The 16,087-nt window shown below is 67.0% G+C and carries 13 protein-coding genes; 8 read left to right on the plus strand and 5 right to left on the minus strand.

The window, feature by feature from the left end; translation table 11 throughout:
• Positions 1-10 precede the first annotated feature (10 nt).
• From nrdI to tssI, 6 genes are all read left to right on the plus strand, one after another.
• On the plus strand, positions 11-415 hold the full coding sequence (gene nrdI, locus V6W80_RS22060; protein WP_338545380.1) for a class Ib ribonucleoside-diphosphate reductase assembly flavoprotein NrdI: 405 nt from the start codon (positions 11-13) through the stop codon (positions 413-415).
• Positions 397-2,538, plus strand: a complete 2,142-nt coding sequence (nrdE, locus tag V6W80_RS22065; RefSeq protein ID WP_338545381.1) for a class 1b ribonucleoside-diphosphate reductase subunit alpha — start codon at positions 397-399, stop codon at positions 2,536-2,538. The genes nrdI and nrdE overlap by 19 nt, the downstream gene beginning before the upstream one ends.
• A 10-nt stretch (positions 2,539-2,548) precedes the next feature.
• Positions 2,549-3,529 carry a class 1b ribonucleoside-diphosphate reductase subunit beta gene (nrdF, locus tag V6W80_RS22070; protein WP_257705063.1) on the plus strand — a complete coding sequence of 327 codons (981 nt, stop codon included), beginning with the start codon at positions 2,549-2,551 and terminating at the stop codon, positions 3,527-3,529.
• A gap of 196 nt (positions 3,530-3,725) precedes the next feature.
• A complete protein-coding gene (locus V6W80_RS22075; RefSeq protein ID WP_338545382.1) occupies positions 3,726-5,264 on the plus strand; it encodes an AlkA N-terminal domain-containing protein in 1,539 nt (512 codons plus the stop codon).
• Positions 5,261-5,767 (plus strand): methylated-DNA--[protein]-cysteine S-methyltransferase, encoded by a 507-nt coding sequence (locus tag V6W80_RS22080; RefSeq protein WP_338545383.1) that lies wholly within the window; start codon positions 5,261-5,263, stop codon positions 5,765-5,767. The genes V6W80_RS22075 and V6W80_RS22080 overlap by 4 nt, the downstream gene beginning before the upstream one ends.
• A gap of 117 nt (positions 5,768-5,884) precedes the next feature.
• On the plus strand, positions 5,885-7,747 hold the full coding sequence (gene tssI / locus V6W80_RS22085) for a type VI secretion system tip protein TssI/VgrG (RefSeq protein ID WP_338545384.1): 1,863 nt from the start codon (positions 5,885-5,887) through the stop codon (positions 7,745-7,747).
• Between the two features lie 68 nt (positions 7,748-7,815).
• Here the strand turns inward: tssI and tkt are convergent, their stop codons facing one another.
• The 5 genes from tkt to V6W80_RS22110 form a co-directional block, all read right to left on the minus strand.
• The gene (gene tkt, locus V6W80_RS22090) at positions 7,816-9,813 is read right to left on the minus strand and encodes a transketolase (RefSeq protein WP_184289857.1); all 1,998 of its coding nucleotides are present in this window, start codon (positions 9,811-9,813) and stop codon (positions 7,816-7,818) included.
• A gap of 83 nt (positions 9,814-9,896) precedes the next feature.
• Positions 9,897-10,496 carry a PqiC family protein gene (locus V6W80_RS22095; protein ID WP_338545385.1) on the minus strand — a complete coding sequence of 200 codons (600 nt, stop codon included), beginning with the start codon at positions 10,494-10,496 and terminating at the stop codon, positions 9,897-9,899.
• Positions 10,493-12,139, minus strand: coding sequence for an intermembrane transport protein PqiB (locus V6W80_RS22100; protein ID WP_338545386.1), 1,647 nt, complete (start codon positions 12,137-12,139; stop codon positions 10,493-10,495). The genes V6W80_RS22095 and V6W80_RS22100 overlap by 4 nt, the downstream gene beginning before the upstream one ends.
• Complete coding sequence (locus V6W80_RS22105; RefSeq protein WP_017639460.1) at positions 12,123-12,764, minus strand: paraquat-inducible protein A; 642 nt, start codon at positions 12,762-12,764, stop codon at positions 12,123-12,125. The genes V6W80_RS22100 and V6W80_RS22105 overlap by 17 nt, the downstream gene beginning before the upstream one ends.
• The gene (locus V6W80_RS22110; protein ID WP_338545387.1) at positions 12,761-13,402 is read right to left on the minus strand and encodes a paraquat-inducible protein A; all 642 of its coding nucleotides are present in this window, start codon (positions 13,400-13,402) and stop codon (positions 12,761-12,763) included. The genes V6W80_RS22105 and V6W80_RS22110 overlap by 4 nt, the downstream gene beginning before the upstream one ends.
• A 215-nt stretch (positions 13,403-13,617) precedes the next feature.
• Between V6W80_RS22110 and V6W80_RS22115 the strand changes: the two genes are divergently transcribed.
• Positions 13,618-14,616 (plus strand): ArsR/SmtB family transcription factor, encoded by a 999-nt coding sequence (locus tag V6W80_RS22115; protein WP_338545388.1) that lies wholly within the window; start codon positions 13,618-13,620, stop codon positions 14,614-14,616.
• A 116-nt stretch (positions 14,617-14,732) separates the two neighbouring features.
• Positions 14,733-15,923 carry a methionine adenosyltransferase gene (gene metK / locus V6W80_RS22120; protein WP_068384733.1) on the plus strand — a complete coding sequence of 397 codons (1,191 nt, stop codon included), beginning with the start codon at positions 14,733-14,735 and terminating at the stop codon, positions 15,921-15,923.
• Positions 15,924-16,087: the final 164 nt, after the last annotated feature.

Below are 16,087 nucleotides of genomic sequence, written 5' to 3' on the forward strand. Positions count from 1 at the left end.
GGCCAGGGCCATGGATGAGCTGCTGTATTTCTCCAGCACCTCGGAGAACACCCACAGATTCGTCGAGAAACTCGGTCTGCCGGCGCGGCGCATTCCCCAGGATCCCGCCGCCGAACCGCTCAAGGCCCGCGAGCCCTACATCCTGGTCTTGCCGACCTATGGCGGCGGCGGCAGCAAGGGCGCGGTGCCCAAGCCGGTGATCCACTTTCTCAACGATCCGCACAACCGGGCCCTGATCCGCGGCGTCATCGCCGCCGGCAACACCAACTTCGGCGAGGGCTACTGCCTGGGTGGACGCATCGTCGCCCAGAAATGCGCGGTGCCCCTGCTCTACCAATTCGAATTGCTCGGCACGACGGAAGACGTCGACCGAGTGCGCACGGGAGTGAACGACTTTTGGCAACGTCTGGCCTGACCCCGACCGGCAGCGACGCGGACTATCACGCACTCAACGCCATGCTCAATCTCTATGGTCCCAATGGCGAGCTGCAGCTCGACAAGGACCGCCAGGCGGCGCGGCAATACTTCCTCCAGCACGTCAACCAGAACACGGTGTTCTTCCATAACCTGGACGAGAAACTCGGCTATCTGGTGGACAAGGGCTACTACGAGGCCGCGGTGCTGGAGCAATACGCGCCGGCCTTCGTCAAGGCGCTGTTCGAGCGCGCCTATGCCTACAAATTCCGCTTCCAGAGCTTTCTCGGCGCCTTCAAGTACTACACCAGCTACACCCTCAAGACCTTCGACGGCCAGCGCTACCTGGAACGCTACGAAGACCGGGTGTGCATGGTCGCCCTGAGTCTGGCGCGCGGTGACGAACGCCTGGCCGAGTCCCTGGTGGACGAGATGATCAGCGGGCGCTTCCAGCCGGCCACCCCGACCTTCCTCAACGCCGGCAAGCGCCAGCGTGGCGAGCTGGTGTCCTGCTTCCTGCTGCGTATCGAAGACAACATGGAGTCCATCGGTCGCGCGGTGAATTCAGCGCTGCAGCTGTCCAAGCGCGGCGGCGGCGTGGCCTTCCTGCTGAGCAACGTGCGCGAGGTCGGGGCACCGATCAAGCGCATCGAGAACCAGTCCTCCGGCATCATCCCGATCATGAAGCTCCTGGAAGACGCCTTCTCCTACGCCAACCAGCTGGGGTCGCGCCAGGGCGCCGGGGCGGTCTATCTCAACGCCCACCACCCGGACATTCTCAGATTCCTCGACACCAAGCGCGAGAATGCCGACGAGAAGATCCGCATCAAGACCCTGTCCCTCGGCGTGGTCATCCCGGACATCACCTTCGAGCTGGCCAAGCGCAATGCCGACATGTACCTGTTCTCGCCCTATGACGTGGAGCGGGTCTATGGCGTGCCCTTCGCCGACATCAGCGTGAGTGACAAGTACGCCGAGATGGTGGCCGATGCGCGCATCCGCAAGCGCAAGATCAACGCCCGGGAATTCTTCCAGACCCTGGCAGAGATCCAGTTCGAATCCGGCTACCCGTACCTGATGTTCGAAGACACGGTGAATCGCGCCAATCCCATCGCCGGGCGCATCAACATGAGCAACCTCTGCTCGGAGATCCTGCAGGTCAACACCCCCAGCCGCTTCGACGAAGACCTGGGCTACGAGCATGTCGGCCAGGACATCTCCTGCAACCTGGGCTCGCTGAACATCGCCCGCAGCATGGATTCGCCGGACCTGGGCCACACCGTGGAAACCGCCATCCGCGGCCTAACCGCAGTCTCGGAAATGAGCGACATTCGCTGCGTGCCCTCGGTGGCCGCCGGCAACGCCGCCTCCCACGCCATCGGCCTGGGGCAGATGAACCTCCACGGTTACCTGGCCCGCGAGCACATCCACTACGGCTCGCCCGAAGGCCTGGATTTCACCAACCTGTACTTCTACACCGTCACCTACCACGCGGTGCGCGCCTCCAATCGGCTGGCCATCGAACGTGGCCAGAGCTTCCAGGGCTTCGCCGATTCCAAGTACGCCAGCGGTGCCTATTTCGACCAGTACACCGAGGGCGACTTCACCCCGCGTACCCCGCGGGTGGCCGAGCTGTTCGAAGTGGCCGGCATCCACCTGCCGACCCGCGCCGACTGGCAGGAACTCAAGGCCTCGGTGATGCAGCACGGGCTGTTCAACCGCAACCTCCAGGCCATCCCACCCACCGGCTCGATCTCCTACATCAACCACTCCACCTCGAGCATTCACCCCATCGTCGCCAAGGTGGAGATCCGCAAGGAAGGCAAGCTGGGCCGCGTCTACTACCCGGCGCCCTACCTGGCCGACGACAACCAGGAGTATTACCAGGACGCCTACGAGATCGGCCCGGAAAAGATCATCGACACCTATGCCGAGGCCACCCGCCATGTCGACCAGGGGCTGTCGCTGACGCTGTTCTTCCGCGACACCGCCACCACCCGCGACATCAACCGGGCGCAGATATACGCCTGGAAGAAAGGCATCAAGACGCTCTATTACATACGCCTGCGCCAGGCCGCCCTGGAAGGCACCGAGGTGCAGGGCTGCGTGTCCTGCAGCCTGTGAGGAAATCGCCATGAACGCACCCGTCAACGCGCCGCGCCTGAATCGCATCAACGCCATCAACTGGAACCGCATCCAGGACGACAAGGACCTGGAAGTGTGGAACCGCCTGACCGGCAATTTCTGGCTGCCGGAAAAGATCCCGCTGTCCAACGACATCCCCTCCTGGGCGACCCTGACGCCCAAGGAGCAGCAGCTGACCATCCGCGTCTTCACCGGCCTGACCCTGCTGGACACCATCCAGAACGCCGTGGGCGCGCCAACCCTGCTGGCCGATGCCGTCACCCCCCACGAGGAAGCGGTGATCGCCAACATCGGCTTCATGGAGGCGGTGCATGCGCGCTCCTACAGCTCGATCTTCTCCACCCTCTGCTCGACGCCGGACGTGGACGAGGCCTATCGCTGGAGCGAGGAGAATCCCTATCTGCAGACCAAGGCCGATCTGATCCTCGCGCGCTACCACGCCGAGGACCCGCTGCTGCGCAAGGTGGCCAGCGTCTTCCTGGAGTCCTTCCTCTTCTATTCGGGCTTCTATCTGCCGATGTACTGGTCCAGCCGCGCCAAGCTGACCAACACCGCCGACCTGATCCGCCTGATCATTCGCGACGAGGCGGTGCACGGTTACTACATCGGCTACAAATTCCAGCAGGCCCTGGCCAAGGAAACGCCGGAGCGCCGCCAGCAGGTCAAGGACTTCGCCTACGAGCTGCTGCAGGACCTCTACGACAACGAGGTGGCCTACACCGAGGACCTCTACGACAGCGTCGGCTGGAGCGAGGACGTGAAGAAATTCCTCCACTACAACGCCAACAAGGCGCTGATGAACCTGGGCTTCGAGGCGCTGTTCCCCAGCAGCATGACCGACGTCAGCCCGGCGATCCTCGCCGCCCTGTCGCCCAGCGCCGACGAGAACCACGACTTCTTTTCCGGCTCGGGCTCGTCCTATGTCATTGGCAAGGCGGTGAGTACCGAAGACGAGGATTGGAATTTCTGACCTTAAATCGCGGCCATGGGCGGCTCCTACAGAAGCATCGAACGCCTGTAGGAGCGGCCCATGGCCGCGATAGGCATTTACTCGAAAATCAAAGCGGCCGCATCGGCGAACCGCCATGGCCGCGATAGCTCTCTACCTCAGCGGTCCTGTCCGAAAACGGCCAGTCACCCCTACCTGGCGGTGCTAACCTGCCGCCATGAACGCCTTCCCCGATATTCCCGCCTTCGAACGTGCCCGCCTGGCGCGGGACCCGCGTTTCGACGGTCTGTTCTATACCGCGGTGCTCACCACCGGCATCTATTGCCGACCGGTGTGCCCGGCGCAACCGCCACGCCCGGAAAACGTCAGCTACTACCCCAGCGCCGCAGCCGCCGAGGCCGCCGGCTATCGCCCCTGCCTGAGGTGCCGGCCGGAGCTCTCCCCCGCCGGCGGCCACTGGCAACGCGGCGACGCCACCCTGGCCCGCGCCCTGCGACTGATGGACGAAGGCCTGGACGACGGCGGTCTGCCCGCCCTCGCCGCTCGCCTCGACCTCAGCGAACGCCAGTTGCGCCGGCTGTTCGTCGAGCGCCTGGGCGCCGCGCCCCTGGCGGTGCTCACCACCCGCCGGCTGCTGTTCGCCAAGCAATTGCTCAGCGAGACCCGACTGCCCATCACCGAGGTGGCCCTGGCCGCCGGCTTCGGCAGTCTCAGGCGCTTCAACACTGCCTTTCGCGATGCCTACGGCCTGGCCCCCAGTCAGGTGCGCAAGGGTCAGGCCGCCGCCTCGCCAGTGCTGGTCCTGCGCCTGGCCTATCGTCCGCCCTACGACTTCGTCGCCCAGCTGGATTTTCTCCGCGGCCACGCCCTGCCCGGTGTCGAGGTGCTGGACGACACCAGCTACGCCCGGGTGATCGGCACCCCCGAGCAACCGGGCTGGCTGCGCGTCTCGGCCTGGGATGCCGACACGCCGGCGCTGCGCCTGGAATTGCACGGCGCCGCGCCCGGCGAGCTGCAGGCGGCCGTGGCACGCATCCGCCGCATGTTCGATCTGGACGCCGATCCCGAGGCCATCGCCCAGGGCCTTTCCGTCGATCCGACCCTGGCCGAACTGGTGGCGCGCCGGCCGGGCCTGCGCCTGCCCAGTGGCTGGGACGGCTTCGAGATCGCCGTACGCGCCGTCATCGGCCAGCAGGTCAGCGTGGTGGCGGCCACCACCATGACCGCCCGGGTGGTGCAGCGCTTCGGCCGCCCCTGGGGCGAGCCCGGCCACGAGGCCAGTCGCCCGCCGGCGGGCCTGCACCACTTCTTTCCCACGGTGGAAGCCCTGGCCGAGGCCGCCCTGGAAGACCTCACCGGCCTCGGCCTGATCCGCGCCCGCGCCGGCACCCTGGGCACCGTGGCCCGGGCCTTGCGCGCCGGCGAGGTGGACTTCGACAGCGGACGCACCCTGGACGACTTCACCCAACGCTGGATCGCCCTCAAGGGTATCGGCCCCTGGACCGCCCAGTACATCGCCCTGCGCGCCCTGGCCCACCCCGATGCCTGTCCGGTGGAAGACCTGGTGCTGCAGAAACGCCTGGCGCCACCCGGCGAGCGCCTCACTGCCAAGGCGCTGTATGCCCGCGCCGAAGCCTGGCGGCCGTGGCGCGCCTACGGGGTGATGCAGGTCTGGCGCGAAGCCACCTGGAAGGCACCCGCCGACGCCCCCGCCGAACCCGTCCCCACTCACCTTGCCCAGGAGTCACCCAGATGATCGCCTACTGCCTGCTGGACAGCCCCATCGGCCCTCTCACCCTGGCCGCCGACGACAGCGGCCTGCGCGTGGTGGAATTTCCCGAGAATCGCTACCTGGCCAAGCGCGACAGCAGCTGGGTCGCCGCCGACCATCCGATCCTCGCCCTGTCCTGCACGCAGCTTGGCGAGTATTTCGCCGGCCAGCGTCAGCGCTTCGAGCTGCCCCTGGCGCCGCGCGGCACCCCCTTCCAGCTGGAGGTCTGGCAGGCCCTGGCGGAGATTCCTCACGGCCAGACCTGGAGCTACGGTCAACTGGCCGGCCACCTCGGGCGGCCCCAGGCGATGCGGGCAGTGGGCGCCGCCAACGGGCGCAATCCGTTGCCTATAGTGCTGCCCTGCCACCGGGTGATAGGGGCCTCCGGCGCCCTGACCGGTTTTGGCGGCGGCCTGCCGACCAAGCAATTCCTGCTGGAGCTGGAAGGGGCCTTGCCACGACAGCAGGATTTCCTCGCCCTGGGCTAGACCGCTACTGCGCCAGAATTCGCCTGTGAAATCGCTCTAGAATGCACCTCTTGCAGCTTGAAATCGTGCAGTCTGGCTGATCACATGGGCGTTTTCGATTCGCAAGGATGCGATCCGATGTTCACCCCAGCCGATACCCCTCAGTTCATCCTGACGCTGGACGGCGTCGCCCATGATTTCCAGGTGTTCGCCTTCGACGGTCGCGAGGCCATCGGCCAGCCCTACCGCTTCCAGCTCGAACTGGTCAGCGAGCGCCCGGACTGGCCGCTGGAGTCGCTGCTGCACCGTCGAGCCTTTCTCGCCCTCGGTCCGGCTGACCTGGGCGTCCACGGTCAGATCGCCGCCGTCGCCCAGGGGAATGCCGGCCGCCGCCTGACCCGTTATCGCATCGAACTGGTGCCGCGCCTGGCCTACCTCGCCCACCGGACCAATTCCCGCATCTTCCAGGGGCTCAGCGTCCCCGAGATCCTCGCTCAGTTGCTCCAGGAGCACGGCATCCTCGACGGCGACTATCGCTTCGCCCTGGGCCCGACCCGCTATCCACCGCGCGCCTACTGCGTGCAATACGGCGAAAGTGATCTGGCCTTTCTCACCCGCCTCTGCGAGGAAGAGGGCCTGCACTTCCACCACCAGCATCGGCGCGACGGCCATGTACTGGTCTTTGGCGATGACGCCACCGCCTTTCCGCGGTTGGGCGCCACCCGCTATCGGCCCGGCAGCGGTCTGGTGGCCGACGAGCCCGTCATCAGCCGCCTGGCGGTCGGCCTGCGGATCCGCAGCAGCGCCAGCCTCCTGCGCGATCACGATCCGCTGCACCCACGGCTGTGCCTGCAGAGCAGCACGGGAGCTGCGGCCCAGCCCAGGCTGGAAGACTATGGCTTTCCCGGCCACTTCACCGATCGCGCAGTCGGCCAGCGCCTCAACACTCGCCGGCTGGAGCGGCTGCGAGGCGACGTCCACCAGGCTCAGGGCGCGAGCGATCAGCCCAGCCTGGCGAGCGGGCATTTCCTGCCCTTGGAGCAGCATCCACGCGCCGACTGGAATCAGCTCTGGCTGCTGACCGACGTCCGCCATCAGGGGCGTCAGCCCCAGGTGCTGGAAGAAAGCCTGCCCCAGGCCTCCGCTGAGGACTTCTACCAGGGCTATCGCAATACCTTCGTCGCCCGGCCCTGGACGCTGCCCTTCCGCCTGCCCTTGCGTCATCCCAGGCCCAGGCTGCTGGGTGCCCAGACCGCCGTGGTCACCGGACCGTCCGGCGAAGAGATCCACTGCGACGCCCTCGGCCGGGTCAAGGTGCAATTCCACTGGGATCGCCAGGGCCAGGCGGATGAGCGCACCAGCTGCTGGCTGCGCGTCGCCAGCGGCTGGGCCGGGGCGGGCTACGGCGCCCTGAGCGTGCCGCGGATCGGCATGGAGGTGCTGGTGGGCTTTCTCGAAGGGGATCCCGACCAGCCGCTGGTGATCGGCTGCCTGCATCACGCCGAACACCGTCCACCGCTCGATCTGCCCCGGGACAGGACCCGCAGCACCTTCAAGAGCCTGAGCAGCCCGGGCGGCAACGGTTACAACGAACTGCGCCTGGAGGATCGCCAGGGCCAGGAGGAAATCCACCTCCATGCCCAGCGCGACTGGAACGAACGCATCGGCCATGACCACCGCAGCGAGATCGGCCACGAGCGCCATCAGCGCATCCGGGGCAACAGCTACAGCACCTTCCACGCTGAATACCACCGCATCACCCATGGCGAACGCCGCACCGAGGTGCGCGCGGACGACCATCTGGACGTCAGCGAGAGTCAGCACCTGCGCCTGGATGGCGGCCTGTTCGTCGAAGCCGGCAGCGCAATCCGCCTGCAAAGCGGCCATAAGATCGTCCTGGAAGCCGGCGCCCGCCTGACCCTCAAGGCTGGCGGCAGCTTCGTCCAGCTGGATGCCGGGGGCGTCACCCTGGTGGGGCCGAGCATTCGGGTGAATCCCTGAGCGCCTGCTGAATGTCAGGCATGAAAAAGCCCCGCCTAGGCGGGGCTTTTCGTATTACCGCGGCACACTCAGTCTTCCAGCAACTCGCCGGCGACAGCCAGGACGTTGTCCAGGGTGAAGCCGAAGTGCTCGAAGAGCGCCGCCGCCGGAGCAGATTCGCCGTAGGTGTGCATGCCGATGATACGACCGTCGAGACCGACGTACTTGTACCAGAAGTCGGCGATGCCGGCCTCGATGGCGATGCGCGCGCCGACTTCCACCGGCAGGACCTGCTGGCGGTACTCGGGGCTCTGGCGGTCGAAGACGCTGGTGCTGGGCATGGAGACCACGCGCACCTGGCGCCCTTCGGCGGTCAGGCGATCATGGGCCTGCACCGCCAGCCCCACTTCGGAACCGGTGGCGATGAGGATCAGCTCGGGTTCGCCCACGCAGTCCTTGAGCACGTAGCCGCCGCGAGCGGCGTTGCCCAGGGTGGCTTCGTCGCGCACGCTGTGGACTAGGTTCTGGCGGGAGAAGATCAGCGCGCTGGGGCCGTCGCGACGTTCCAGGGCCGAGGTCCAGGCGATGGCGGATTCCACCGCGTCGGCCGGACGCCAGGTATCCAGGTTGGGGGTGTAGCGCAGCGAGGCCAGCTGCTCCACCGGCTGGTGGGTGGGGCCGTCTTCGCCGAGACCGATGGAGTCGTGGGTGAAGACATAGAGCACCCGCTGCTTCATCAACGCCGACATGCGCACCGCGTTGCGGGCGTATTCCATGAACATCAGGAAGGTGGCGCCGTAGGGCACCAGGCCGCCGTGCAGGGCGACGCCGTTCATGATGGCGCTCATACCGAATTCACGCACGCCGTAGTGGACATAGTTGCCGCTGGCGTCTTCGGCGGTGACGCCCTTGGCGCCCTTCCACAGGGTCAGGTTGGAGCCGGCCAGGTCGGCGGAACCGCCGAGCAGTTCGGGCAGCAGCGGACCAAAGAACTGCAGGGCGTTCTGGCTGGCCTTGCGGCTGGCGATGGTCTCGCCCTTGCTGGCGACGTCCTGGATGAAGGCGGCGGCGCGCTCAGCGAAATCGGCGGGCAGGTCACCGGCCATGCGGCGCTTGAACTCGGCGGCCAATTGCGGATGGGCCTGGGCGTAGGCGGCGAATCGCTCGTTCCACTCGGCCTCGGCGGCGGCGCCGCGTTCCCGGGCGCTCCACTCGGCATAGATGTCGGCGGGAATCTCGAAGGGCGCATGGGACCAGCCGAGCAGTTCGCGGGCGGCCTGGATCTCGTCGTTGCCCAGGGGCGCGCCGTGGCACTCTTCCTTGCCCTGCTTGTGCGGCGCGCCGTAGCCGATCACGGTCTTGCAGCAGATCAGGGTGGGCTTGTCGCTCTTGCGCGCGGTGTCCAGGGCGGTCTGGATCTCGTCAGCGTCATGGCCGTCGACGTTGCGGATCACCTGCCAGCCGTAGCTCTCGAAGCGCTTGGGGGTGTCATCGGTGAACCAGCCTTCGACCTCGCCATCGATGGAGATGCCGTTGTCGTCGTAGAAGGCGATCAGCTTGGACAGGCCCAGGGTGCCGGCCAGAGAGCAGGCCTCGTGGGAGACGCCTTCCATCATGCAGCCATCGCCGAGGAAGGCGTAGGTATGGTGGTCGACGATCTGGTGGCCATCACGGTTGAACTGGGCGGCCATGACCTTTTCCGCCAGGGCGAAGCCCACGGCGTTGGCGATGCCCTGGCCCAGCGGACCGGTGGTGGTCTCGATGCCCGGGGCGTAGCCGTACTCGGGGTGGCCCGGGGTCTTGCTGTGCAGTTGACGGAAATTCTTCAGGTCGTCGATGGACAGGTCGTAGCCGGACAGGTGCAGCAGCGAATAGATGAGCATGGAGCCGTGGCCGTTGGACAGCACGAAGCGGTCACGGTCGGCCCACTGGGGATTGCCAGGGTTGTGCTTGAGCTGATCGTGCCAAAGCACTTCGGCGATGTCGGCCATACCCATGGGGGCGCCGGGGTGGCCACTGTTGGCCTTTTGCACGGCATCCATGCTGAGGGCACGGATGGCGTTGGCTCGATCACGACGGCTGGGCATTGCGGTGTCTCCTGGCAGAGGCAGAGCGAAAGGGCGGCCATTTTCGCTCAGCCAGGGCACTTCCAGCAATCGGCGCGGTCGCCTCAGCCTGCCGGGCAGATCGTATCGCCGTCGGCCACGAAGGCACGCGCCACCGGCTCGATGCGCTTGGCCAGGACGCTCAGCGCCTGGCGATGCGCCGCGACGACCTCGGCATAGGAGCCGCCAGCGGGCTGGCTGATCCGGCTGCCACAGGTGAGCACCCGCTCGCCCCCGGGCTCGGCCAGGCGCAGGGTCCAGAGCGCGTCCTGCTGGACGCCACGCCCGGGCTGCGAATCGAAGCGCTGCAGGTCCACCTTGATGCGCAGCACCGGTGCGCCGCTGCCACGGGGGGCATCGCCCAGGTCCAGGGTGCCCAGGTCCTGGGACAGGTCGGCGGACAGCGCACTGCGGACCTCGTCGGCCAGGGGGGCGATCCAGCGTTCGTTTTCCAGCAGGGCGATGCCCTCGCCCTGGCGGATCACCAGCTGCGGCTGATCCACCTGCGGCGGCACCGAGACGCCCTGCAGGGCGAAGCGAAAGCTGGCCGCGCGACCACTGGCCGCGGGCTCCGCGGCACTGGTCAGGGTGTGGTAGTTGAGCGGCGCCTTGGACGAACAGGCGGCCAGCAGCAGGGGCAGAGCCAGGCAGGTCAGGCGCTTCATTGCAATTTTCCTTTGGCGGGATCACGGGAGCCCGGTTCGAACTTGGGCGGCGGATCGGTCACCAGACCGCGGATCAGGGATTCCGGATGGCGGCCGAGGTAGTCGCCGAACACGCGCAGGGAGCGCGCCATGCGCTGCATCTCTTCGAGCGTCTGGGTCAGGTTCTGCTGCACCGGCGAGTCGGCACCCAGACTCTGGCTGGCGCTGCCGGTGAGCTGCTGCACGCCCATCAGGGTGGTGGTCAGCTGCGGCAGGACGCCCGCGTTGAGCTGCTTGAGGGTGCCGCTGAGCTGCGCCAGGCTGGTGTCGAGATTCTTGCCGATGGAATCGAAGGGGATCTTGTCGATCTTGTTGACGATGCCGGCCATCTGCTCCTGCAGGCGATCGAAGCTGCCGGTGACGGTGGGGATCGACAACGGCTTGGCCTGGGGATCGAAAGCCACCTTGGGCGCGTTGGGCACGAAGTCGACGGAAATGTAGAGCTGTCCGGTCAAGAGGTTGCCGGTACGGGCCTGGGCGCGCAGGCCACGGGCCACCCAGCCAGCGAACAGCCTGCCGTCGCGATCCTTGGTCTCGATGCGTTTGCCGACATCACCCAGCCGCTGGGGATAGATGACCGCGCCAACGATCAGCGAGAAGCGATCCTGGGCATCTTCGTAGTCGGGGGTCAGGGAAACTACCCGGCCAACGTTCATGCCGAGGAATTCCACCGGCGCGCCGGTGGCGAGGCCACGCAACGACTGCTGGAATCTCATCCGCACATAGATGGGTTCGCCATCCGGCGGGGCCAGGGCGCTGGTCTGGTCGTCGAACAGGGTGAAACTCTGGTCTTCCTGGGCCGCCTCGGGATCCCTGGGCCATTCCGGGGTGACGAAGGCGATGCCGCCCGCCACCACCGTGGCCAGCGATTGGGTATTGAGCTTGAGTCCGGAGGCGCTGAGGGAAACATCGACGCCGCTGGCGTTCCAGAAGCGGCTGTTGGCGGTGACGAAGCGGTCGTAGGGCGAATCGACGAAGATCTGGGCGCTGACGCCCTTGCCATCTTGGTTGAGGTGGAAGGACACCACCCGGCCGACCTGGATGCGCCGGTAGTAGACCGGTGAACCCACGTCCAGGGAACCGATGTCGTCGGCGGTGACGATGAATCTCTTGCCCGAGGCGCCGTGGATCAGCGCCGGCGGCTGTTCCAGGCCGCGGAAGTCGCGGTGGGACTCGGTGGAATCGCCGATGTCGGCGCCGATGAAGGCGCCCGACACCAGGGTGTCGACCCCGGAGACGCCGTTGACGCCGAAGCGCGGCCGCACCACCCAGAAGCGCGCGTCCTTGGTGGCGAAGCCCTCGGCGGACTTTTCCAGTTCGATGGTGGTGATCACCCGATTGCGATCCGGCGCCAGCTGGATGTCGCTGACGGTGCCGATCACCACGTTCTTGTACTTGACCTGGGTCTTGCCGGCTTCCAGGCCTTCGGCGGTGAGAAAGGTCACCGTGATGGTCGGTCCGCGCGACGCCCAGCTGTGGATCACCATGGACAGCCCGATCAGGGCCGCCACGATGGGCACCAGCCAGATCAGCGATACGCTCCAGCGACTGCGGCGTACCTCGGGGGTAGGCGCCAGGGCGTCGGGTTCATGCCTGTCCGTCATCGTTCACCTCTGCATCCCAGATCAAGCGGGGATCGAAACTCATCGCGGCGAGCATCGTCAGCACCACCACGAAACCAAAGAACACGATACCCAGGCGCGGCGCCGCCGAACTCAGGGCACCGAAGTGCACCAGCGCCGAGACCAGGGCCACCACGATCACGTCGAGCATCGACCAGTAGCCGATCAGCTCGACGAAGCGATAGAGCCGGGCGCGCTGAGCCATCGCCCAGTCGCTGTGTCTCTGGCAACTCACCAGCAGGGTGCCGAGCACCAGAAACTTGATGGAGGGCACCGCCACGCTGGCGATGAAGATCACCAGGGCGACGCCCCAGGAGCCGCCTTCCCAGAATTCGATCACCCCTTCGAGAATGGTGCTCTCCACGCCGCGCCCCAGGGTACCGGTGAACATCACCGGCAGGGTATTGGCCGGGATATAGAGAATCAGCGCGGCGATCAGGTAGGCCCAGGTCTTGGCATAGACATTGGGCTTGCGGCGGTGCAGCGCCGAGCCGCAGCGCGGGCAGCCGGCCTTGTGGTGGCGCGGCGCGGTGCAGACCTTGCCGCAGACGTGGCACAGGCAGAGGCCGAGTTCGTCGGCGCGGGGTGGCAGCTGGGGCGCGGTCACGGCTCGCGCTCCCCGACGGCGTCCCACAGCGGATGCAGGTCGCGCTTGGCGATGATCAGCAGCACCACCATCAGCCCGACCATGCCGAACAGGCCCAGGCCCACCACCACGTGCAGCAAGCCGGCCAGCTTGATCACCGCCACCAGGGCGCCGAGCACGAAGACCTCGATCATGCTCCAGGGCCGCAGGTAGTGCAGGGTGACCATGGCCGTGGCGAAACCGGGGGCCCGGCGACCGGCCTGGGCGAAGCCGAGCACCCAGAGCAGCAGCGCGATCTGCAGCAGCGGCACCACGAACAGGGTCATGGCCACCACCAGCGCCATGGGTCCGGCGAAGCCGCGACTCATGGCGATCACCGACTCCAGCAGGGTCGCCTCGCTGTGCAGGCCGCGAAAGCTGAGCTGCAGGATGGGCCCGACATTGGCGATCACGAACAGCACCGCCGCAGCGATCGCCAGGGCCAGCAGGCCCTGGATGTCCAGGCGGCTGGCGCGATAGAGCAAGGCGCCACAGCGCAGGCAATGCGCCCGCTCGCCCGCCGCGAGGGATTCGAGACGATGCACCGAATCGCAGTGCTCGCAGATCACCAGGCGCGTGCCGGTGGCGGGCGCGGAAGGGGGCGGTGGCTGGACGGACATGGGGCTACCCGGTAACGCTCCTGGAAGGGGGCTGCAGGTTGGACGCGCGAGTTTCGCGGTCGTTACCGCAAGGCCGCGACGACTGCCGGCCAAACGGCTCCGGCATCTTACCTACCTCGACGAAGGTATGCGCGGCCAGCCGCCCCTGGAAAAGCATCAAAACTTTTTGATGCTTTTCTTGCGAGGTCTGGGACGGGTCTCTAGACTAGCGCCCCATGACCCCGCTACGCGTGCCGGCGCTCGGCCAAGAACCAGGAGATACCCTCGCCGCCCTGTGCAAGGCCGGCGGCGATCCCCTGCGCCTGAACGTCCTGCGCGCCCTGCACAGCGCCTCCTTCGGCGTGCTGGAGCTGGCGCAGATCTTCGCCACCGGCCAGTCCGGCATCAGCCACCACCTCAAGGTGCTGGCCCAGGCGCAGCTGGTAGCCACGCGCCGCGAGGGCAACGCCATCTTCTATCGCCGCGCCCTGCCCCGCCCGGGCAGCCTGGGTGGCGCCCTGCACGCCGCCCTGCTCGAAGAGGTGGACGCCTTGGCCCTGCCCAGCGCGGTGCAGACGCGGATCGGCGAGGTGCATGCCCAGCGCGCCGCGGTGAGTCGCGACTTCTTCGCCCGGGTGGCGGAAAAATTCCAGGCTCAGCAGGATCTCATCGCCGGTCTGCCGCAGTATCGCGACGGCCTGCTCAGCCTGCTGGACGCCCTGGCCCTGGATCCGCGCGGTTGCGCCCTGGAAGTGGGCCCCGGCGACGGCGCCTTCCTGCCGGATCTGGCGCGCCGCTTCGCCCGCGTGGTGGCGGTGGACAACAGCCCGGCCATGCTCGAACTGGCGCGCCAGCGCTGCCAGCGCGACGGCCTCGCCCAGGTCGAACTGCAGCTGGCCGACGCCCTCGCCGAGCCGCTGCTAGCGGCCGACTGCGTGATCCTCAACATGGTCCTGCATCATCTGGCCGCACCGGCGGAGGCCCTGCAGCAGCTGGCCCGCCGCGTGGCGCCGGGTGGCAGCCTGGTGATCACCGACCTCTGCCCCCACGACCAGACCTGGGCGCGCGCCGCCTGTGGCGATCTCTGGCTCGGCTTCGACCAGGACGAACTGGCCCGCTGGGCCCAGGCGGCCGGCCTGCAGGCGGGCGAAAGCCTCTACCTCGGCCTGCGCAACGGCTTTCAGATCCAGGTGCGCCAGTTCGCGCGCCCGGATCAGGGAAACACCCCGTCATGAGGCCACCTGGCCAGTGGCGGGCGGACCCGACGCTCAAGGGCGTCATGTCCAGCAAGGAAACTGCTGTCTCGACCGGCCTGCGGGCCCCTACCCCTTGGTAATTTAGGAACCATTCGATGAGCGAATATTCCCTGTTCACCTCCGAGTCCGTGTCCGAAGGCCATCCGGACAAGATCGCCGACCAGATCTCCGATGCCGTGCTCGACGCCATCATCACCCAGGACAAGCACGCCCGCGTGGCCTGCGAGACCCTGGTCAAGACCGGTGTGGCCATCGTCGCCGGTGAGGTCACCACCTCCGCCTGGGTCGACCTGGAGCAACTGGTGCGCGACGTCATCGTCGACATCGGCTACGACAGCTCGGACGTGGGCTTCGACGGCGCCACCTGCGGCATCGTCAACATCATCGGCAAGCAGTCGGTGGACATCGCCCAGGGCGTCGATCGCAGCAAGCCGGAAGACCAGGGCGCCGGCGACCAGGGCCTGATGTTCGGCTATGCCTGCAACGAGACCGATGTGCTGATGCCCGCGCCCATCACCTTCTCCCACCGCCTGGTGGAACGTCAGGCCGAGGCACGCAAGTCGGGCCTGCTGCCCTGGCTGCGTCCGGACGCCAAGTCCCAGGTGACCTGCCGCTACGAAGGCGGCAAGGTGGTCGGCATCGACGCCATCGTGCTGTCCACCCAGCACAATCCCGAGGTCAAGTACGCCGACCTGCGCGAAGCCGTGATGGAGCTGATCGTCAAGCACGTCATCCCCGCCGAGCTGCTGCACAAGGACACCCAGTTCCACATCAACCCGACCGGCCAGTTCATCATTGGCGGCCCGGTGGGTGACTGCGGCCTGACCGGCCGCAAGATCATCGTCGACAGCTACGGCGGCATGGCCCGTCACGGCGGTGGCGCCTTCTCCGGCAAGGACCCGTCCAAGGTCGACCGCAGCGCCGCCTATGCCGGTCGCTACGTGGCCAAGAACATCGTCGCCGCCGGCCTGGCCGAGCGTTGCGAGATCCAGGTGTCCTACGCCATCGGCGTGGCCCAGCCCACCTCCATCTCGATCAACACCTTCGGCACCGCCAAGATCAGCGACGAGCGGATCGTGCAGCTGGTGCGCGAGCATTTCGACCTGCGCCCCTACGCCATCACCACCATGCTCGACCTGCTCCATCCGATGTACCGCGCCACCGCGGCCTACGGTCACTTCGGTCGCCATCCCCAGGAAATCACCGTGGGCGATGACACCTTCACCACCTTCACCTGGGAACGTACCGATCGCGCCGCCGCCCTGCGCGCCGCTGCCGGTCTGTAAGACGCCTCCCGTCAAAGAGCCCCGCCACCGCCGGTGCCGGGGCTTTTTTCTGGGTCTGCAACCGGGATCCCAGCGCTTTCTTGCGCCAGTCCACAGGCTGGCACGCGCGATGCAACCTCTGGGCGTCCGGTGGTCAGAATGCCTCGTCTTCTCCAGGAGTCTGC

Source organism: Pseudomonas benzopyrenica (assembly GCF_036884265.1).
In the GTDB taxonomy this organism is placed as follows: Bacteria; Pseudomonadota; Gammaproteobacteria; order Pseudomonadales; family Pseudomonadaceae; genus Chryseomonas; species Chryseomonas benzopyrenica.

Coding starts and splice junctions, on each gene's coding strand:
- nrdI (WP_338545380.1), top strand. CDS start 11: ATGGATGAGCTGCTGTATTTCTCCAGCACCTCGGAGAACACCCACAGA.
- nrdF (WP_257705063.1), top strand. CDS start 2,549: ATGAACGCACCCGTCAACGCGCCGCGCCTGAATCGCATCAACGCCATC.
- V6W80_RS22075 (WP_338545382.1), top strand. CDS start 3,726: ATGAACGCCTTCCCCGATATTCCCGCCTTCGAACGTGCCCGCCTGGCG.
- V6W80_RS22080 (WP_338545383.1), top strand. CDS start 5,261: ATGATCGCCTACTGCCTGCTGGACAGCCCCATCGGCCCTCTCACCCTG.
- tssI (WP_338545384.1), top strand. CDS start 5,885: ATGTTCACCCCAGCCGATACCCCTCAGTTCATCCTGACGCTGGACGGC.
- tkt (WP_184289857.1), bottom strand. CDS start 9,813: ATGCCCAGCCGTCGTGATCGAGCCAACGCCATCCGTGCCCTCAGCATG.
- V6W80_RS22095 (WP_338545385.1), bottom strand. CDS start 10,496: ATGAAGCGCCTGACCTGCCTGGCTCTGCCCCTGCTGCTGGCCGCCTGT.
- V6W80_RS22100 (WP_338545386.1), bottom strand. CDS start 12,139: ATGACGGACAGGCATGAACCCGACGCCCTGGCGCCTACCCCCGAGGTA.
- V6W80_RS22110 (WP_338545387.1), bottom strand. CDS start 13,402: ATGTCCGTCCAGCCACCGCCCCCTTCCGCGCCCGCCACCGGCACGCGC.
- V6W80_RS22115 (WP_338545388.1), top strand. CDS start 13,618: ATGACCCCGCTACGCGTGCCGGCGCTCGGCCAAGAACCAGGAGATACC.
- metK (WP_068384733.1), top strand. CDS start 14,733: ATGAGCGAATATTCCCTGTTCACCTCCGAGTCCGTGTCCGAAGGCCAT.